Source organism: Polaromonas sp. OV174 (assembly GCF_900112285.1).
GTDB lineage: Bacteria > Pseudomonadota > Gammaproteobacteria > Burkholderiales > Burkholderiaceae_C > Polaromonas.
Window position 1 is genome coordinate 1 of record NZ_FOKZ01000032.1, and the last position, 19,891, is coordinate 19,891.

General features: G+C 55.8%; 21 protein-coding genes and 1 pseudogene. All 22 read left to right on the top strand.

All coding sequences use genetic code 11. From position 1 onward, the window contains the following. Positions 1 to 651, top strand: a pseudogene (locus tag BM160_RS19770) (glycosyltransferase); the annotation flags it as partial. Next, positions 648 to 1,778, top strand: a complete 1,131-nt coding sequence (gene vioA, locus BM160_RS19775) for a dTDP-4-amino-4,6-dideoxy-D-glucose aminotransferase VioA (RefSeq protein WP_092007885.1) — start codon at positions 648 to 650, stop codon at positions 1,776 to 1,778. The pseudogene BM160_RS19770 and the gene vioA, both read left to right, overlap by 4 nt. Continuing rightward, on the top strand, positions 1,775 to 2,524 hold the full coding sequence (locus BM160_RS19780) for a WbqC family protein (protein WP_092007886.1): 750 nt from the start codon (positions 1,775 to 1,777) through the stop codon (positions 2,522 to 2,524). The genes vioA and BM160_RS19780 overlap by 4 nt, the downstream gene beginning before the upstream one ends. Before the next feature lie 4 nt (positions 2,525 to 2,528). Further along, entirely contained in the window at positions 2,529 to 3,533 is a 1,005-nt protein-coding gene (locus BM160_RS19785; RefSeq protein ID WP_092007915.1) for a hypothetical protein, read from the top strand. Positions 3,534 to 3,559: 26 nt separating this feature from the next. Further along, a complete protein-coding gene (locus tag BM160_RS19790) occupies positions 3,560 to 4,327 on the top strand; it encodes a class I SAM-dependent methyltransferase (RefSeq protein ID WP_092007887.1) in 768 nt (255 codons plus the stop codon). A 6-nt stretch (positions 4,328 to 4,333) separates the two neighbouring features. After that, the gene (locus BM160_RS19795; RefSeq protein ID WP_092007888.1) at positions 4,334 to 5,089 is read left to right on the top strand and encodes a class I SAM-dependent methyltransferase; all 756 of its coding nucleotides are present in this window, start codon (positions 4,334 to 4,336) and stop codon (positions 5,087 to 5,089) included. After that, positions 5,086 to 5,529 carry a flavodoxin family protein gene (locus tag BM160_RS19800; protein WP_177219085.1) on the top strand — a complete coding sequence of 148 codons (444 nt, stop codon included), beginning with the start codon at positions 5,086 to 5,088 and terminating at the stop codon, positions 5,527 to 5,529. The genes BM160_RS19795 and BM160_RS19800 overlap by 4 nt, the downstream gene beginning before the upstream one ends. Then, entirely contained in the window at positions 5,526 to 6,575 is a 1,050-nt protein-coding gene (locus BM160_RS19805) for a leucine-rich repeat domain-containing protein (RefSeq protein WP_092007890.1), read from the top strand. Before BM160_RS19800 ends, BM160_RS19805 begins: the two co-directional genes overlap by 4 nt. 149 nt (positions 6,576 to 6,724) lie before the next feature. Next, positions 6,725 to 7,852: a class I SAM-dependent methyltransferase gene (locus BM160_RS19810; protein WP_092007891.1), complete on the top strand. Its 1,128-nt coding sequence runs from the start codon at positions 6,725 to 6,727 to the stop codon at positions 7,850 to 7,852. Positions 7,853 to 8,443: 591 nt separating this feature from the next. Further along, positions 8,444 to 9,688 (top strand): FliC/FljB family flagellin, encoded by a 1,245-nt coding sequence (locus BM160_RS19815; RefSeq protein WP_092007892.1) that lies wholly within the window; start codon positions 8,444 to 8,446, stop codon positions 9,686 to 9,688. 183 nt (positions 9,689 to 9,871) lie between these two features. After that, positions 9,872 to 10,264, top strand: coding sequence for a flagellar protein FlaG (locus BM160_RS19820; RefSeq protein ID WP_092007893.1), 393 nt, complete (start codon positions 9,872 to 9,874; stop codon positions 10,262 to 10,264). A 150-nt stretch (positions 10,265 to 10,414) separates the two neighbouring features. Continuing rightward, positions 10,415 to 11,863 (top strand): flagellar filament capping protein FliD, encoded by a 1,449-nt coding sequence (gene fliD / locus BM160_RS19825; protein WP_092007894.1) that lies wholly within the window; start codon positions 10,415 to 10,417, stop codon positions 11,861 to 11,863. Between the two features lie 9 nt (positions 11,864 to 11,872). After that, a complete protein-coding gene (gene fliS, locus BM160_RS19830) occupies positions 11,873 to 12,349 on the top strand; it encodes a flagellar export chaperone FliS (protein ID WP_092007895.1) in 477 nt (158 codons plus the stop codon). 1 nt (position 12,350) lies between these two features. Continuing rightward, positions 12,351 to 12,677 carry a flagellar protein FliT gene (locus BM160_RS19835; RefSeq protein WP_177219086.1) on the top strand — a complete coding sequence of 109 codons (327 nt, stop codon included), beginning with the start codon at positions 12,351 to 12,353 and terminating at the stop codon, positions 12,675 to 12,677. Between the two features lie 14 nt (positions 12,678 to 12,691). After that, positions 12,692 to 13,993 (top strand): flagellar hook-length control protein FliK, encoded by a 1,302-nt coding sequence (locus BM160_RS19840; protein ID WP_092007897.1) that lies wholly within the window; start codon positions 12,692 to 12,694, stop codon positions 13,991 to 13,993. Continuing rightward, complete coding sequence (locus BM160_RS19845) at positions 13,983 to 14,324, top strand: EscU/YscU/HrcU family type III secretion system export apparatus switch protein (RefSeq protein WP_092007898.1); 342 nt, start codon at positions 13,983 to 13,985, stop codon at positions 14,322 to 14,324. Before BM160_RS19840 ends, BM160_RS19845 begins: the two co-directional genes overlap by 11 nt. A 206-nt stretch (positions 14,325 to 14,530) precedes the next feature. Then, a complete protein-coding gene (flhD, locus tag BM160_RS19850) occupies positions 14,531 to 14,848 on the top strand; it encodes a flagellar transcriptional regulator FlhD (RefSeq protein WP_092007899.1) in 318 nt (105 codons plus the stop codon). Between the two features lie 57 nt (positions 14,849 to 14,905). Then, positions 14,906 to 15,532: a flagellar transcriptional regulator FlhC gene (flhC, locus tag BM160_RS19855; RefSeq protein WP_092007900.1), complete on the top strand. Its 627-nt coding sequence runs from the start codon at positions 14,906 to 14,908 to the stop codon at positions 15,530 to 15,532. A 61-nt stretch (positions 15,533 to 15,593) separates the two neighbouring features. Beyond that, a complete protein-coding gene (gene motA / locus BM160_RS19860; protein ID WP_092007901.1) occupies positions 15,594 to 16,457 on the top strand; it encodes a flagellar motor stator protein MotA in 864 nt (287 codons plus the stop codon). Between the two features lie 21 nt (positions 16,458 to 16,478). Next, positions 16,479 to 17,399 (top strand): flagellar motor protein MotB, encoded by a 921-nt coding sequence (motB, locus tag BM160_RS19865; protein ID WP_092007902.1) that lies wholly within the window; start codon positions 16,479 to 16,481, stop codon positions 17,397 to 17,399. Further along, positions 17,399 to 17,779, top strand: a complete 381-nt coding sequence (locus tag BM160_RS19870) for a response regulator (RefSeq protein ID WP_092007903.1) — start codon at positions 17,399 to 17,401, stop codon at positions 17,777 to 17,779. The genes motB and BM160_RS19870 overlap by 1 nt, the downstream gene beginning before the upstream one ends. 45 nt (positions 17,780 to 17,824) lie before the next feature. Beyond that, entirely contained in the window at positions 17,825 to 19,861 is a 2,037-nt protein-coding gene (gene cheA / locus BM160_RS19875; RefSeq protein ID WP_092007904.1) for a chemotaxis protein CheA, read from the top strand. Positions 19,862 to 19,891 lie beyond the last annotated feature (30 nt).

Below are 19,891 nucleotides of genomic sequence, written 5' to 3' on the forward strand. Positions count from 1 at the left end.
TATCTGACCTTCGGCAGCTTCAACCGTCCGAGCAAAATCAGCCGTGCCGTGATCGCGCTGTGGTCGCAGCTGCTGCGCGCTTTGCCTGACTCGCGCATGGTGCTGGGGGCGATGCGCGAGGACGATCAATACGACACGCTGACAGCCTGGTTTGCCGAAGAGAGGATTGCTCGTGAGCGGCTTGATTTTCATCCACGTTCGGGCATGCGAAATTATCTGGCGCTGCACCACCAGGTCGATGTCTGCCTGGATACCTTTCCTTATAACGGCGGTACCACCACCTACCATGCGCTGTGGATGGGCGTGCCGACGCTGACCCTGGCCGGGAGTACAGTCGCGGGCCGCACCGGCGCCGGGATTCTGGGTCATGTCGGGCTGGAAGTGTTTGTCGCGCAGGACGCAGCGGCATTCGTGCGGCAGGGCTTGTCGCTGGCGGCTGATTTCTCGACGTTGGCGAACCTGCGCAGCGGGCTGCGCGAGCGTTTTGCGCAGTCGGCGCCAGGTCAGCCTGAAATCATCGCCACCGGTATGGAACGCGCCTTGCGCACCATGTGGCAGCGCTGGTGTGCCGGCTTGCCGGCTGAATCCTTTGACGCGAACTGTGCGAGTGCGCAGAACATGCACAACGCGATGCAGGAGGAAAAGGCATGACAGCCGCCCACGAAATACCGCCGATTTATGTAACGCAACCCCACTTGCCGCCACTCGCAGAGTTCATTCCTTATTTGGAAAAAATCTGGGAGAACAAGTGGCTGACCAATGGCGGCCCGTTTCACCAGCAACTGGAACAGGCGTTGTGCGATTACTTGGGGGTAAAACACATTGCGCTGTTTAGCAACGGCACATTGGCGCTGATGACCGCCCTGCAAGCGCTGCGCATCACGGGCGAAGTGATCACCACGCCTTATTCGTTTGTCGCGACCAGTCACTCCCTGTTATGGAATGGCATTCGGCCGGTGTTTGTCGACATCGACCCGATCACGCTCAACCTTGACCCGGCCAAAATCGAAGCCGCCATTACGCCGCAAACCACCGCCATCATGCCGGTGCATTGCTACGGACATCCGTGCGATGTGGCGCGCATCCAGAAAATTGCCGACAACTATGGCCTGAAGGTGATCTATGACGCCGCGCACGCGTTTGGTGTGCAAACCGATGGCGTCAGCGTGCTCAACCACGGCGACCTGTCGGTGCTGAGTTTTCATGCGACCAAGGTGTTCAATACTTTCGAAGGCGGGGCGATTGTTTGCCACGATGCTAAAACCAAACAGCGTATCGACAACCTGAAAAATTTTGGCATTGTGGATGAAGTCACGGTTGTGGCGCCAGGCATCAACGGAAAAATGAGCGAGGTCAATGCCGCCTTCGGCTTGCTGCAACTCAAAGGCATAGACGCAGCGCTGCAGCAACGGCAAGCGGTAGATGCCCGCTACCGCGCAGGCTTGGCGGCGGTCACCGGCATTCATTGCCTGCCGGATGTGGGCGAACAGGTCGCCAACTACGCTTACTTCCCAATCCTGGTGCGGCCTGAATATCCGATGAGTCGTGATGCGTTGTTCCAGAAACTGCGCGACTGTGGCGTGTATGCGCGGCGTTACTTCTATCCATTGATCAGCGATTTCCCCATGTATCGCGGCCTACCATCGGCGGCGAGGTCGAATTTGCCGGTGGCGAGCAAGGCGGCGAGCGAGGTGATCTGCCTGCCGATTTATCCGACGCTCACCAGCGAACAGATCGATTTTGTTCTGCGCATCATTGCGGGGCAGAGGGGCGCATGAGCAGACTGGCGGTCATGCAGCCGTACTTCTTCCCCTATATCGGCTATTGGCAATTGATCCACGCCGTGGATCGTTTCGTCATTTATGACGATGTCAATTACATCAAGGGCGGATGGATCAACCGTAATCGTCTGTTGATCAATGGTGAACCTGTCTTTTTCACGGCGCCGCTGCAACAAGCGTCTCCGTATAAACGGATTTGCGACACGAGCTTGCAGCCTGCACCGTTGTGGCGAGACAAACTGGTCAAAACGGTGGCAACCACCTATCGCAAAGCTGCCTGTTTTGCAGAGGTGTTCCCCGTTGTTGAACAGCTGATCCGGCACGAAACGAACACGCTGTCAGAGTATCTGGCGAACCAGCTTCAGACATTGGCTGCTTTCATGGGAATTAAAACCGAGTTCGTGCTGAGTAGTAGTTGCTATGAAAATGCGGACTTGTCAGGACAGGCGCGAGTGCTGGATATCTGTAAAAAAGAAGACGCCAGCAATTACATCAATCTGCAGGGTGGTCAAACCCTTTACGCTGGCGATGCCTTTCGCAGCGCCGGCTTAGACCTTCGTTTCATCGTCATGCAGCCTGTGTTTTACCAACAAAGAGCCGACAGCTTTGTGCCCTATCTGTCGATCATTGATGCGCTAATGGCAGTAGGGCCGATGGCGATCAGGCAGCACCTTGATGCCTTTCATTTGGTGTCGCCTAGGAACAACCCTATGCATGTCAGCGCGGGAGAGCGCGATGCGTAACGGAATGAGCAAAGCCATTGGCGGTTATTTTGAGCTGGAACTGCCGGTGGCTGTCTATCCTCTACCCCAGCATGCGATCCGTTTTCAATCGGCCCGTGCGGCGTTTCATGCGCTGCTAAATGTGGGGCAGCCGCCCCGGGTCTGGATGCCCAAGTACATCTGCGACGCCATGCTTGCGCCGCTGCATGCGCTTGGCATTGAGATCATTTTTTACGATCTGGACCAGCGTCTTGGCGTGGTGGAGTCGGTCACCTTGGCGCCGCAGGACTGGCTGCTTTACGTGAATTATTTTGGCTTGTGCGGCGAACAGGAGGGGCAACTGTTAAAGCGCTTCAATCCATCGCAATTGATCATGGATCACTCGCAAGCTTTTTTCGCCAGCCCCCAAAATTGTCTGGCAACTATCTACTCACCCAGAAAATTTTTTGGCTTGCCAGATGGCGGACTGCTGCATACCGACTTAAACGTCAGCGAGCCGGAACAGCTAGACAGCGAATCGGTAGGCCGCTGCACCCATTTACTACAACGACTCGATACGACCGCTGAAGACGGCTATGCCGATTTTCAGCGGGCAGAGGAAAGTTTGAACGATACCCTGCCACGCAGGATGTCGAGTTTGTCAAAGCGTTTACTTGCCAGCATTGACGATGAGACGATCAAACATCGTCGAAATACAAATTTTAACTTTCTGCATCAAAGGCTGCAGCGTCTAAACGGTTTTGATGTTGATTTTACAAAAATCGATGGCCCATTATGTTATCCGTTTTTTATTCAGGGTCACGGCTTGCGTGAACGACTAATTGCAGAGCGCATATTCATTGCAGCATACTGGCCTGAAGTAATGGCAAGAGTAAAGGTGAATTCAATTGAGTATCTTATGGTTAATAACTGCCTGCCTTTACCCTGCGACCAGCGCTATAGCACTTCAGATTTGATTCGTATGGTGCATTTGGTGGAAGGCGGATTTAGTGAAGCGAGCGTAATGCACGATGTGAATGGCATCAACTAGCGTATTCAATTTTTGAAAGAAATGTAATGTCCCAAAATAGCCTATTGCCATCTAATTTACAGGAAGAGAAGGTATTTCTCAACAAAGTTTATTCGACCTATACGGTTGATCATTCATCGCAGACTCGGGTGATGCGAGAGCTTGTCTTTCGTACTTTTGAGCCCTTCATCTGCCGAGGAAAGGGGCTTGAACTGGGTTGTTCTGATGGTTATATGACTCAGATGCTTGCAGGCAAACTCGATTCCCTTGACGTAGTGGACGGCTCATCCAGTTTTCTGGAAGAGGCAAAAAAACGGGAGGCTACGAACGTCAATTACGTTCTTTCATTATTTGAAGAATATTCATCAAATATCCGATACGACTATGTTTTTGCCAGCTTTATTCTAGAGCATGTACTTGATCCATCATTGGTACTAGATATGGTTAAAAAAATGTTGAAGCCAGATGGAATTTTGTTTGTGACCGTGCCAAATGCAAGGGCGCTTTCGCGACAACTTGCAATGCATATGGGCCTGATTTCAGACCTCAAGGCTCTCACGCAAAATGATCTTGTAAATGGTCATCGGCGTGTTTATGACCGCATCAACATAAATCGTGAGTTGCAGCGTGCAGGGTTCAATACAGTCGCTGAGGGAGGGCTTATGTTGAAGATTCTGGCAGACTTCCAGCTAGACAAGTTAATAGATGATGGCATGCTTAAAGATCCGCAAATTGATGGTTTGTACAAGCTTGGGCTGGAATATCCAGATTTGTGTGGTGCGCTTTTTTCTGTCTGTCGTCCTAAATCGGTTTGATCCAACATGGGTAATAGGCAACAAGACTTGCAGAGTCAGCAAGCTCTATTGGAGCAGGTGACCGCCACGTACAGACGTCGCTCCCCGCAAGATGATGTGATGCGAAAACTCTGCATCCGCACCATTGAACCATGGCTGCAAAGCACGCATAGCGGGTTAGAAATTGGCTGCTCAGATGGGCAAATGACTGAAATGCTGGTCCAACGATTGGATCGCCTAATGGTTGTTGAAGCCACTGAATGTTTTCTCGATGAAGTACGCTCGCGCAATCTTGGAAAGGTGACCTTGCACCATTCAATGATTGAGAATTTTTCTACGGACGAGCGGTTTGATCGAATAATTGCGACCTGGATACTCACCCATCTTGTTGATGCGCAATTGGTATTACGCAGAGTACGCTCATTGCTTGCGGAGGGGGGGCTGTTGTTTGTGACTGTGCCCAATGTGCGGGTGCTTTCGCGCCAACTAGCTCTACATATGGGGCTTATCGACGACCTTTATGTGTTAACTCAGAACGATAAAAATCATGGCCACGTTCGTGCATATGATCGGCAGCGTCTTAACCGTGAGCTGGAGCTGGCTGGTTTCGAATGTATTGATCAAGGCGGACTCATGCTAAAAGTTCTGGCTGACTACCAGATGGATGAACTTTATACAGCCGGTATTCTTGGTGACCAACACATTGAGGGCTTGTATCAGCTAGGACTCGCATATCCTGACCTTACGAGTGCTATTTATTGCGTATGCAGGGTAAAAGCATGAGGGGATTGGTGCTTTATGGATCGAACCTTGGTAACTCACGCCTTGTTGCAAGCCGGTTGCCGGAGCTTTTGCAGTTTGCGGTTGCCGTGATTGATATCAGCACCGTTCTCGATGAGACCTTGCTCAGACAATACGACCTGCTGATATTTCTCGCTTCAACATGGGGTGATGGGGAGCTCCAAGTCGACATGGAGAATTTTTTCGTTCGATATCAACTTGACTTGCAAGGCAAGCCATACGCCATTTGTGAACTTGGGAATTACTATGGGTATGACGACTTCGAGTTTGGCGCGCTGCGAATAATGCAGCACCATCTAAAATTATGGAATGGGCGTGAATTTGTCGAGCCATTTTCGATGGATAGCCTTCCTCGCAAGGATTGGGGTGGTCTGACGCGCTGGTGTGACCTGCTTAATCGCGCAGTCATGGAGATGCAATGAACGATCTCGACATCCTGCGGGAACTCAAGCGCAAGGTGGGGCGCGAGTTTCGTTATTCACTTGAAAATGACAATGTTGTTGAACTGCATTTGACATCGAGCGAATATATTTTTGAAGGGCTCATACGTCATCACACGACGCAAGAGAAAGAAGAAATCCTTGCACTGATTTCACGTCTTACCTCGCTACGGGTTCTCGATTTGCGGCGATGTATGGTATTGAGCACGCCTGCAAAAATGGGAGACTTGGTACAGCTAACCCACCTTGATCTCGGTTCAAATTTCTTGAAAGTAGTTCCGCAATGGGTAGAGAAAATTAGCGATTTGCGGTATTTAAATCTTGCGGTTAACAAGTTGCAAATTTTGCCCAGCTTTATTGGCAAGTTTTCCAATATGCGTACATTTCTAGTGCATAAGAATGAGATCAGTAGTTTTCCTTCAGATTTTTCAGGAATGAGGAATTTGGACTACCTCAATCTTTACCTCAATCGTATTCGGGAAATTCCTTCCTTCATTTGGCAGTTCCATAGTCTGCGCGCCTTTAGCTGGGGGCTTTCAAATGTCAAACTGATTCCGCCTGAAATTGCCAACTTAAAGAATCTTGAATACTTAACTTTTGTAAGTAATAAGATTGAGGAATTACCCGATGCATTTGGTGAGCTAAAAAAACTAAAAGCAACAAGGCTACATAAAAATATGCTCCGTGAACTGCCAGCCTCTATAGGCGATCTTGAAAGCCTACAGCAGCTTACGTTGTATCAAAATGAATTAAGTTCACTTCCTGTTAGTTTCTCTAAATTAAAAAATTTAGAGAAACTCAACATTGCCAGAAACAAGTTTGAGAGCTATCCGAATGAACTCTCAGCCTTGCCAAGCCTGAAGTGGTTAGCCACCTTTGATAACCCTGCTCAATTTGATGTGGCGCTGGCTCTAAAAGTTGAAAAAATACTAACTATACGTCCCTTTAACGCCAGGCTGGATCAAGAAAAGATCGTCACAACAGTAGAGAAATTTGGTCCAACACTTGATGGTACATCTACACATTGATGTCGTTTAACTGTTAAAACTTCTATATGGTTTGTGTTTGAAGTTGGTGAAGAAATAACGAAATAGCATCGGCACGAGGTGGCTTGCCAGTCCGCTAACTTATTCAAGGCATTAGCCAAATGCGTTGAATTTCACATTGAGATATAAAATTGAAATCGAGTAATAAAAATGATGGCAGCGGTGAAAAACCCATCTTGATTTTCCCAGGTGGTATGCCGCGTTCGCTTGAATATCTACAAAAATGTCTGCACGAAGGGCAGGCTGTGATCGGCGCTTCGTCGTTGGCTTTGGATGCTTCGCGGGAAAAATATCCGGCATGGTTGTCGCTTCCTTTCGTCACCCAGCCGGAGTTTAATGAGGCATTGAAACAAGCGATTTCAGAATTCAATATTGAGGAAATTTATTCGCCCAACCCAGTGGTCTGGGATTATTTGAATCGCGCTCTGAATGAACTGGCTCCAGGCGTGACTCTGGTGAACGGCTCTCCGGTCAATGTGGAGTTGAGCGGCTACCGTGCCGCCCGCAGTCATGCCGACAGGCTACGCAACAAGCCGTTGCCGCTGGCTTCGAATGTTGCTGCCACGCCGTCCATGTCAGCGATTGAACTGGCGGCCTTGTTTCGGCATGCAGACGTCATTCCCGGCATGTGTGACCACGAGAAATTCTGCGTCCTGTGCGAAATTGCCCGTCGCAGCCCAGCCGGAGACGTCGTCGAGATCGGCAGCTGGTGGGGCAAATCAGCCTTCATTCTGGCCAGACTGGCGCGTTGTTACGCTATTGGCAAGCTTTTGTGCGTCGATCCCTGGTCGAATGCACATCTGGTGCAGAACGATGAAACAGGCATGGTGGATATCGCGTCCGCACAGATGGATGCGGAGGAGGCGCTGGCCATTTTTGAAATGAACCTGCTGCCTTACAACGCCAATCAGGTGAATTATTTACGGATGCCGTCGACCGACGGCGCGCAGCATTATCGTGCGCACAGGGATGTCACGACAGCATCGTTTGGAACCACACGTTATGAGGGGGAGATCGCGATTCTGCATATAGACGGAAATCATAGCTATGCCGCAGCCAAGGCCGATATTTCGGCTTGGGGCGGCTTGGTGGTGGCCGGCGGGTGGATTGTTGTGGACGACTATATCTGGCCGTATGGCGATGGTCCGCAAAGGGTAGGCGATGAATTTTTGGCCGAACATCAGGACAAAATCGATGTCGCCTTCGTGATGGGGAGTGCCTTGTTTCTTCAGTTGTCATCGCCGCTGTCTAAAGATTAGAGGCATCTCCTGATACACCCGTCTCGTAGGTCGGGTTAGCGCAGCGTAAGCCGACACTCCCGGTGAACATCGCGGAAAGCGCTGATGTCGGGTTACGCCCTTTGGGCTAACCTGACCTACGAATACGCTATGTTATTTATAGCTATAAGCGCACGTTAACATTGGGCGCTTGAGGCGTATTTCATGCATAAATGCGCCCCGCAATGCACCAAACAACCGCGCCTTTCAGCGCCAGTTGCCGCCATGTCGCCGGCCCATTTCTTGATACGCTTGTAGCCGTAATCAAACCGAGCCATGCCCCCCCTTTCCCGTAGGTCGGGTTAGCCGCAGGCGTAACCCGACATCCCCCCCCCGCAGCCGTAGCAAGCGCCGATGTCGGCTTACGCTGCGCTAAGCCGACCTACGAAGATACGAAGCCGATACAGTCAGATTTTCAAACAGCAAGAAAAAATTTTCACGCGCAGCTCTAAAGGTTTTCCAAACCCTGGCCGATAACCTGAATAACGGTGGCTTGCAAACTGTTTCTGCAGGCAAGGCCAGCGTGACGGCGGTTTAGCCGGAGTCCATAACCTTTGTCTTCAGGAGTCTCTCATGTCATCAATCATCAATACCAATTCGCTCTCACTGCTCACGCAGAACAACCTCAACAAATCACAGTCGTCGTTGACCACCTCGATCCAGCGCCTGTCTTCCGGCCTGCGCATCAACAGCGCCAAGGACGATGCCGCCGGTCAGGCCATCGCCAACCGCTTCACCGCCAACATCAAGGGCCTGACGCAAGCCCAGCGCAATGCCAACGACGGCATCTCGCTGGCGCAAACCACTGAAGGCGCGTTGAACGAAATCAACACCAATCTGCAACGTGTGCGCGAGTTGACGGTGCAGGCCTCCAACGGCTCCAACTCTGGCGCTGACAAGGCTTCGATCCAGGCTGAAATTACCCAGCGTATGGCTGAAATCGACCGCACTTCCGCGCAAACCGATTTCAACGGCACCAAGGTGCTGTCGGCCTCCGCCAAGACCCTGAACATTCAAGTGGGCGCCAACGACGGCGAAACCATTTCCATCGGCCTGAAGGAAATCAGCATCAAGACCTTGGGCATGCAAAACTTCAACGTGAGTGGCCCTGTTGCCACCGCGACAACTGCCTTTGACGGTGTGACTGCTGCTTCTTCGTCCGACGCACCTTCAGCGACTCAGCTGCAAGGCTTTTACGGTGCGACCACCGCCATCACGCTGACTGCCGTCACGGAAAAAACCACCGATGACCTGTCGACCGCCCTGGGCCTGGCCGCAGGCGGCGCAACGCTCACCGGAACTGCCGTTACCGACAAAAATGGCACCCTGTATGCTGAAGTTAAAATCGTACCAAGTGGCGCGGGTGAGACGGCGTCCTTGATCAATCAAGGGTTTACCGGTGCAACCGATGGCACCGCGATGTACCGTTATGTGGCGATTGACCCGCAATCAGCTGACACGACGACGACTGCAGGCACCGCTGCCTTCGCTGTCGACACGTCGAAGATCACGCCCGCCAGCCTGGTCACAGCCTCGGGTAGTACCGCCAACCCATTGGCCGCCATCGATGCCGCGCTGAAAAAAGTCGACGACCTGCGCGGCGATCTGGGTGCGGTGCAAAACCGTTTTGACTCGGTGATCTCCAACCTCGGCACCACGGTGACCAACCTGTCTTCTTCGCGTTCGCGCATTGAAGATGCCGACTACGCGACCGAAGTGTCCAACATGACGCGCTCGCAGATCCTGCAACAAGCCGGTACGTCTGTGTTGGCCAAGGCCAACCAGTCGACGCAAGGCGTGTTGTCGCTGCTGCAATAAGTCGGCGCATTCGTCAACGCCCGGCCTCCTAAGGCCGGGCGTTGACGCGGGAGGGGCGGCGGCTTTCGGGCCGCCGCTTGCAAAATGGTCAGCCAATTGGATTGGAAATGATCCGATTGCGCTGCCCGCTCACGCTTGATTTTTTCAGGCGTGAGCGGGCAGCGCTTTAAATGGAAGTAGAAAATGTCAATTTCAACCGATCCAGTCAGTGCCGGAACAAGCTTGCAGCCACTGCCTCAGAACCAGAAAACAACCCAGTCCGAGGCGGACGCCAAGGCTCATGGTGCGCTGTCCGCTGCGTCAGCGACGGCCGTTGCTGCCGATGCCAGGGACGGCGGTGCCGCAAAACTCAGCAGTGAGCAGACCCGGCAATCGCTGGAGGAGATCAACCAGATGCTGGCCAGCATGTCGATCAGCGTGCAGTTCCAGATAGACCCCGATTACAAGGATGTCATCGTCAAGGTGGTCGACCAGGACAGCGGCAAGGTGGTGCGCCAGATTCCCACCGAGGAGGTGGTGCGCATTTCCAAGGCCATGGACAACCTGAAAGGCTTGTTGTTTGCGCAGTCTGTGTGATGTTGCGCGGGCTTTTGTAGGCCGGGTTAGCGGAGCGTAACCCGACATGTCCCCGAAGCCGCAGCAAGCGCAGATGTCGGGTTGCGCCTTCGGCTAACCCGACCTACGGGGTTGTCGGGGTCCTTCAGAACAGAAAGAACAGGAATTAATATGGCTTCAGTTTCCTCCCTCGGCATCGGCTCAGGCCTTGATTTGAATACCTTGCTGGCCAACCTCAAGAAAGGCGAGCAGGCGCCGCTGGTCGCGCTTCAGCAACAGCAAACCAGCTACACCACCAAACTGACGGCCTATGGCAAGCTCGGCAGTGCCTTGAGTGCGCTGCAGACTGCTGCGGCGGCACTGGCCAAGCCAGACCTGTTCCAGGGCGTCAAGGCCGGCTCGACGGCTTCCGATGTACTGACGGCGACGGCCCTGTCTACCGCTCAGAGCGGCACTTATGCGGTCAATGTGACGCAAATGTCGCAAGCGCAGTCGCTGGCGGCGGCTGGCGTGGCCACGAGCAACACCAATATTGGCGATGTGGTTGCGGCGGCGACGCCGACCACGGTGACGTTTGAATTCGGCACGACGACCGGAGCCTCTTTTGCCGCTGATGCTGATGCCACACGCACCAAGTCGATCGACATTGATCCGGCGCACAGTTCGCTGGCGGATATTGCCAAAAAGATCAATGACGCAGCCATCGGTGTGACGGCCTCTATCGTCAATGATGGCAGTGCCTCGCCCTACCGGCTGGTATTGACCTCCAAGCAGACCGGTGAGGCGTCGAGCATGCGGATCACGGTCTCTGGCGACGCCGATCACCCTGCCGGTGACGCTGCCCTGTCGAGCTTGCTGACCAACAATCCGGCAGGACCGAAGCTGGAGCAAACTGCTGCCGCGCAAAATACCAAATTGACGGTGAACGGCATTGCCATTACCAGCGCCACGAATAGCGTGGCGGGAGCGGTGCAGGATGTCACCATGACCGTGTCCAAGCTTGGTAGTAGCACGCTGTCAGTGCAACAGGATGCAGGCATCGTGCAAAACGCGGTCGCTGCTTTTGTGAATGCCTATAACAGCTTGCAGGGTGTCGCCAAGCAGTTGACTGCGTTTGATGCCAGCAGCAAGACGGGGGCTGTCCTGATGGGGGACTCGACCTTGCGCAATATCCAGGTGGGCATCCGCTCGGCGCTGACCGCCGCGCAATCGGACGATGGCAGCGGTCTGACGACCTTGTCGCAGATCGGCGTCTCGTTTCAGAAGGACGGCTCGCTGGCGTTGGATTCGACCAAGCTGACGGCCGCGTTGAACGGCAAAATGAGCGGCGTGGCCCATCTGTTTTCGGGTGGCGCCGGCAGCTACGGCGCCAAGATGGCGGCGCTGATTACCGGTTATACCGATACCACGGGTGGTTCCTTGGCCATGGCGACCAAGGGTATCAATACGACGCTGGATTCCCTAGCGAAGCAATATACGGCGACGTCGGACCGGGTCGATGCCACGGTGGCGCGCTACAAGGCGCAATTCACGCAACTTGACGTGCTGATTAATAGCATGAACCAGACCAGCAGCTATCTGACGCAGCAATTCGATGCCTTGAATAACAACTCCAAATAAGGTCTCCTTATGTACACCCCCCAAGCGGCGGCCAGCACGGGCGCCAGCAGTTATGCCACGATAGGCCTTCAGTCGGCCGCCATGAGTGCGTCGCCGCACCAACTGATCACCATGCTGTTTGATGGCGCCAAAACGGCCATCACCATGGCGCGCCACCATATGGCACGCCAGGAAATTGGGGCCAAAGGCAACGCCATTTCCAAGGCCATCAATATCGTGACCAACGGGCTGAAAGCCAGCCTGGATGCGGAAGCGGGGGGGCAGGCGGGCGCTGAACTTGTCGCGAATTTGTCGGCGCTTTATGACTACATCGCCCAGCGTCTTTTGTATGCCAATCTGCGCAACGATCCGACCTTGCTGGATGAGGCTGATCGCTTGCTGGACAACATCAGTTCCGCATGGCGCGAAATCGACCCTCACAAACCAGGCCTGATGCCTGACGCCGCGAATGGCCCTGCAATGCAGCGATTTTCGGCAGGAGCCTGACATGAGCTCACAAAGCGAAGTCATTCATTGTTATGAGCAGCTGCTGCCGCTGGCGGCCCGTATGCTGACCCTGGCCAGGGAAAAAGAGTGGGGCGCCTTGCCTGAGCTCGAAGCCCAGTGCAGCGCCTTCATTGCGCGTCTGAAAATTATCGAGCCGCTTGAAAAGCTGGATGAACAGCAGCGTTTGTACACCTACCGGCTGCTTGACCGCTTGCTGGCCGATCGCGAGGCCATCGTGGGCATCATCGCTCCCCAGATCGCGCAACTGGGTGCCACGCTGGAGAGCATGCGGCGTAGCCACGGCCTGAACCAGGCTTACAGCCAATAACGCGGACAGTTGGCATGAATGTTGTTCCTCCCTTGGTTGACACCCTGCTGGCGCTCAAGCTGCCCGCGGATGTGGCGGCGCCCGGCGCCGTGCCAGGGACAGCGGCGGTCACCAATGATGTCCGACTGCCTTCGCGTGCCGCGCTGCAGCAGTTGCTGGGTGCGGATTTTGGCGCGACGCGCGAATCCGCGCCTGCCCAGCAGGCTGCGCGTTTTGGTGAAGCCACCACGTTGAGTGTGGCGGCGCGCGCCATCAGTGCGATTCTCGGCGCCGCCCCTGACGATGCGGTCGGGATACGCGGCACGTCACCGGTGTGGACGGCATCCTCTGCGCCCGTGCCTGCGCAACTGGCGGGCGCCCTGGCGCGGGTGGTGGCGGGCAGCGGTTTGTTTTACGAATCACACCTGCAGCAGTTTGCCGCGAGGACGCGGCCCCTGGCGCTGCTGGCGCAGGAGCCACAGGCACGTTTAGGCCCTCTGGCCTCTACCCGCCCTGAGTTGTTGACGCCCGCGCCAGGCGACATGGATGCCTGGTTGAACCCGGGGACGAAGACGGCGGCTGCGACGGTGATTTCAGCTCTGGCTGGCACGGTCTCCGGTGTGGACGGCGCAGCGGCGCCCGTGACGGCAAAGGGGAGTGAGCCTGCGCCGGCGCCGGGCAGTCCGCAGCCTGCCCGCGCGGGCATGCCAGAGCAGCAAGCGCACCTTGATGGGCCGCGTTCCGGACCGGCGGGTCGGGTGGATGCTGCTTATGGTGTGCAGCGCGCTGCGGATGTTGGCTTCGCTGCCGGCGGGCGCGTGTTGCCGGAAGGACTGGAAGAGGCGCCTGAGCAGGGGAGCAGGCCTCAGGCAACCGTTTCAAGCCCGGTGCGAAGCAGCGAACACGGCAGCGCCATCATTCACCCTGAAGCCGTCTCTCTGGTGCGCCAGCAGCTAGAGGTGTTGGCCATGCCGGTTTTTCGCTGGGGCGGCGAGGCGTGGCCTGGCACGCCCATGGAATGGGAAGTCCATGAGGACCACCCCGAGGCGTCTGCCGAAGCGGACGTGGATAGCGCCCAGCGTAGCTGGAGCACGCGTCTGGCGATTACTCTGCCCAGCCTCAAGGAAGTCGAGGTTCGCTTGAGTCTGGTGAGTGACACCTTGCAGGTGCATTTGGCGGCGAAAGACGCCACTACGGTGGCTTTGCTTGGCAAAGGGCGCAAAGAATTACCCCAATGCCTCGACGATGCGGGCTTGCAACTCACGGGTCTGCAGATTGGCGTTTTGCCGGCAACGCCTGCGTCGCAAGCCTTGCGGAAGGCGCCTGATGCCGGATAACGCGATAGACAAAGCGCTGAGAGCCCAGGGGCGGCCGGATCGGCCCAGTGCCGTCGCGCTGTCTTATGCCGACAAGCACAAATCGCCCATCGTGGTGGCGAAAGGTTATGGGGATGTGGCAGATGCCATTGTTCAGTCAGCCCGTGAGAGTGGCCTGTATGTCCACTCGTCCCCTGATTTAGTGAAGTTGTTAATGCATGTGGACCTGGATACGCAGATCCCGCCTCAGTTGTATGTGGCCGTTGCCGAAGTGCTGGCATGGCTGTATCGACTGGAGGCTGATGCAGCTTCGGATGGGAATCAATTAAATCAAATTAAACAAAATACATGAATTTGTCTTACATGAACTTGACAATTGTCATTGATGTTGAAAAGAAACAAATTCAATGAAATTGTTTAAATTGTGTAAAAAATTGATGAAATCATATAGATAATCGCTCTGCGGACCCGAGGGTGGGTATCCCTTCATCCTTGCCTGACGTCGAGGACTCTTAGTCTTTGACGGCGTCCAGAACAGCAACTATCTAGGAGTGCGAATTGCTTGAGACTGCTAATACCAACGAGATTGGTGATTTGAATTTGGCTTATTTGCTGCTGGCGCAGCGGCTGGTGAAGGAAGACGTCCCCACCGCCATGTTTCGCTTGGGTTTGAGCCGGGAACTGGCTGATTTGCTGGGCAACCTGTCAATTTCGCAAATTGTGAAGTTGGCCGCTTCCAGTTTTCTGCTGTGTCGTTTCAGATTTGATGACCATCCAACGCTGTCGGCGCTGATGCATGACGGTAAGAGCCAGGCCTTGCAGCAGGCGCATGCCGCCATTTTGCTGTCCGGTCAGCAGATCGGGATGGCTCAGTGATGTTGGTTCTGGCAGGTGCCGCCGTGGCGGTAGGCAGGTTTTTCGGGGCGGCGCGTCATGGCAGTTAAAAGTGTCATGGCGGAGGCGCGTGAAATTCATCTGGCGATTGATCTGATCAAGCTGGGGGCCAGGCTGCAGTTTCTTGAGGCGGAAACCAGTTTGAGCCGGGATCGCCTGATCAAGCTGTACAAGGAGATCAAGGGCGCCTCGCCGCCCAAGGGCTTGCTGCCGTTTTCCACCGACTGGTTCATGACCTGGCTGGCCAACATTCATTCATCGATGTTCTACAACATCTACCGCTTCATGGTTACGCACGGAGAGTGCACGCGGATCAGCGGTGTGATGAAAAGCTATCAGCTGTATCTGGAGCAGGTCGCGCGCCAAGGCAGCGAGCCGGTGCTGGACTTCACACGGGCCTGGACACTGGTGCGATTTTTTGACAGCGGCATGCTGCAGCTCAGTCCTTGCACGCGTTGCACCGGGCTGTTCGTGGCGCATGCCCATGAACCGCAAGGCAATTTCGTCTGTGTTTTGTGCCGGCCGCCGTCGCGTGCTGGCAAGACCCGCAAGGTCGGCAGCGAGGTGATCGAGCCGCGTGAGGGGCCGCGCCTTGTTGGCGGGAGCCGCCGCGAGGCCTCGTCATCGCAATGGCTGGCCGAGGTGATGAATCGGGTGCGGGTGTGAGCGGCCACAGGGCGGCTTGGACCTTTTATTCTGGTCAGAGATTTTTCAGAGGGAGTGCATAGTGCTGGTAATTGTTGGCTATCTGGTGGTGGTTGCGTCCGTGTTTGGCGGATATGCGCTGATGGGCGGGCATTTTGGCGCGCTGTTTCAGCCGCTTGAATTGCTGATGATTGGTGGCGCTGCGCTGGGTGCATTTATTGCCGGCAACGACGGTAAGACCATACGGGCCACCATGAAGGAATTGCCAAAACTGCTGCGCAATTCGAAAAAACACGACAAGGCGCTCTATATGGAGCTGCTGGCCCTTCTCTATGTGCTGCTGGCCAAGGGGCGCAAGGACGGCATGCTGGCGCTGGAGGCGGATATTGATGATCCCCAGGGCAGCGCCCTATTTGCGCCTTACAAGGAAATCCTGGCGGATGCCCGGGTGATGGAGTTTTTGACGGACTACCTGCGCCTGATCATCAGCGGCAATACCGACCCCTTCGAGATCGAGCAGTTGATGGAGCACGAGCTGGAAACCTACAAGCATGAGGCCGAAGTGCCGGCGCACAGCCTGGCGCGGGTTGGTGATGCGCTGCCGGCGCTGGGTATCGTGGCTGCCGTGCTGGGGGTGGTGCATGCGCTGGCCTCTGCCGACTTGCCGCCTGCCGTCATGGGGGAGCTGATTGCCCATGCCATGGTGGGTACCTTTCTGGGGGTTTTGCTGGCCTATGGTTTTGTTTCTCCGCTGGCCTCGCTGATTGAGCACCGGGTGCTTGAATCGCTGAAGGTTTACCAGTGCATCAAGGTCACGTTGATGGCCAGCCTGAATGGCTACGCGCCGCAACTGGCGGTGGAGTTCGGCCGGAAAATCCTGTATTCGACCGAGCGACCCTCGTTTATCGAGCTGGACGGCCACGTCCGTGAAGTCAAGAGCCGTTAAGGTGCGCCGCACGGATTTGTCATGAGTCAAGCTTCACCCCGCATCATCATCAAGCGCCCGATCAAGGCCGCAGCCCATCATGGCGGCGGCTGGAAGATCGCGTATGCCGACTTCATGACGGCCATGATGGCTTTTTTCCTGGTCATGTGGCTGCTGGCCATCTCCACGCCCAAGCAGTTGGCGGGCATTGCCGAGCATTTCAAGATGCCACTCAAGGTAGCGATGAGTGGGGGCGATAAAAGCAGTCTCAGTACCAGCATGATTCCCGGCGGCGGCGCCGATCCGGTTGAACTCAAGGGGGAAGTCAAGGCATCTGACAGCGATGCCGATGACGAGAATCGTCTGAGCCAGCTGAAAAAGCAGCTGGACGAGATGATAGAGGCCAACCCCGAGCTCAAGCTGTTTCGGCCACAGCTGCTGATAGACATCACGCCCGAAGGACTGCGGATTCAGATTGTCGACAGCAGCAACCGGCCCATGTTTGACCGCTCCAGCGCGGTGGTGGTGTCGTATATGCGCACCATCTTGCGCGAGATCGGCCCGGCGCTGAATCAGCAGCCCAACAAGATCACCCTGTCCGGGCATACCGATGCGACGCTGTATCCGCAGGGCGACAAGTCATATAGCAATTGGGAGCTGTCTGCGGATCGGGCCAATGCGTCGCGGCGCGAGCTGATTGCCGGCGGCATGGAGGACACGAAAGTATTGCGGGTCATGGGCGTGGCATCAAGCATGCATTTGAATCAAGACGATCCGTTCGCGCCCGTCAATCGCCGCATCAGCATCGTGGTGCTGAATCACCGCGCCCAGGCGGAAATAGAGCGTGCCAATGCGGCCAATTCAGCCGTCAAGAGCGGCACCAAGCTGAGTGCCGCGCCATCGGGCATGGCCGGATCCGCCGCACCCGTTCTGTCAACCATTCAAGCAGGACGGCCGATTTGATGAAGAAAAAAACGATCTTGGTGGTCGATGATTCCACTGTCATGCGGCAGTTGAACGCGGCCATTCTTGAGACCGGTGGCTATCGGGTGCAGCTGGCCGAAGACGGCCAGGGCGCGCTTGACCAGCTTCGCCAGGGCGAGATTCATCTGGTGTTAACCGACTGGACCATGATGCCCATGGCCGGCGGCGAGTTGATACGCCAGATACGGCTGCTGGACCAGGGTATGGATGTTCCCATCCTGGTCGTGAGTACGGTCTGCAGTGAAGCCAGCAAGGCCGAGGCCAGAAGCGTTGGCGCCAGCGGCTGGGTCGGCAAGCCGGTCGAGCCGCAAGCGCTGCTGGCGGTGGTCACTAGCCTGATGACACTGACGCAGGCCTGAAGTCCTGATGCCTTCGACAGCAACCCAACCAGAGATTTGAACAAGATGGATATCACTCAGTTTTATCAGACATTTTTTGAAGAAGCCGATGAGTTGCTGGCCGAAATGGAGCAACTGCTTTTGGGGCTGGATCTGCAGGCGCCGGATATCGAGCACCTCAATGCCATTTTTCGTGCCGCGCATTCAATCAAGGGCGGTGCGGCCACCTTTGGTTTTCTGGCCCTGACCGATACCACGCACCTGCTGGAAAACCTGCTGGATCGGGCCCGTCATGGGGAACTGAAATTGAGCCTGAAACTGATGGATGCCTTTTTGGAGACTAAAGACGTGTTGCAAAAACAATTAAGCGCTTATCGCAATGGCGCTGAGCCAGATCCAGAAACGGTGGCGCGAATCTGCGCCGTGCTGAAACAACTGGCGCTGGAGGGCAACGGCGACGCTGCAGCGCCGGCCGCTGCGCCGGTGCCCGCGCCGCAGCCGGTTGCGGTGACCAAGGTCGAAGCCGACGCGGCGCCAGAGGCCGGTGCGGCGGCAGCGCTGAAAGTGTGCTTTAGCCGGGTCTCGGAAAGTGACCGCAAGCTGCTGGCAGAAGAATTGGCAAACCTGGGCACGGTGCGCGCGCACATCGAAACCGGTGACAGCCTGACGCTCTGGCTGGAAACCGCTTGCGATGAGAACGATGTGATTGCCGTGTGCTGCTTCATTATCGAAACCGACCAGATTGATATCAGCAGGGAGTCGGCAGCGGCGCCCGAGGCTGAGCCGATCGAAGCTGAGCCGGCCCAGGCTGCGCCAGTCGAGCCGCCAGCCGTCAGCGAGGCTCCGCCGCCCAGCCCGGTTGCCGCTCCCGTGTCCGCGGTGGCGACGGCGGTGCCGGCTGCCGCGGCAGCAGCGGTGGCAGGCAAGGAGTCGAGCTCGATCCGGGTGGATGTGGAGAAGGTCGATCAGATCATCAACCTCGTCGGCGAGCTGGTGATTACCCAGTCAATGTTGACACAGACTGCCGCCAGCCTGGATCCGGTGCTGCATGAGCGCTTGCTGAGCGGCATGGGCCACCTGGAGCGCAACGCCCGTGACCTGCAGGAATCGGTGATGTCTATACGCATGATGCCCATGGACTATGTGTTCAGCCGCTTCCCGCGCCTGATCCGCGATCTGTCGGCCAAGCTGGGCAAACAGGTGCAGCTGGTGACCGTCGGCAAGGAAACCGAGCTGGATAAAAGCCTGATCGAGCGCATCATCGACCCTATCACCCACCTGGTACGAAACAGCCTGGATCACGGTATCGAGAGCCCCGAAAAGCGCGCTTTTGCCGGCAAGGATCCGGTCGGCCAGCTGACCTTGTCTGCCCAGCATCAGGGCGGCAGCATAGTGATCGAGGTCAAGGATGATGGCGGCGGCCTGGTGCGGGAAAGAATTCTGGCCAAGGCGAACCAGCAAGGCATGGCCATCAGCGAGACGGTCTCGGATGATGAAGTCTGGCAACTGATTTTTGCACCGGGTTTTTCCACGGCGGAAGCGGTGACCGATGTGTCTGGTCGCGGTGTTGGCATGGACGTGGTCAAGCGCAACATCCAGGAAATGGGCGGCCATGTGGAGATTTCTTCGCGCCAGGGCCGTGGCACCACCATTCGCATCGTGCTGCCGCTGACGCTGGCGATACTCAACGGCATGTCGGTCAAGGTGGGCGAAGAGGTCTACATCCTGCCGCTGAACTATGTCATCGAGTCCCTGCAGCCGAACGCCAAGGACATCCATGCCATCACCGCCGATGAGCAGGTGCTGCATGTACGCGGCGAATACCTGGCGCTGGTTGAGTTGCACAAGATGTTCGACGTGGCCGGTGCGCTGACCAACCCGACGCAGGGCATTGTCGTGATCGTGCAGGCCGAAGGAACGCGCTTTGCCTTGCTGGTGGACCAACTGGTCGGCCAGCACCAGGTGGTGGTGAAAAATCTGGAAACCAACTACCGCAAGGTGCCCGGCATTTCGGCCGCGACGATTCTGGGCGATGGCAATGTGGCGCTGATTATTGATGTGGCCGCCATTCAGCGAACCAACCGCGACAAGACCTCGCGTTAATCTTCAGCACTGTGAGCCTAGGGTTTTTAA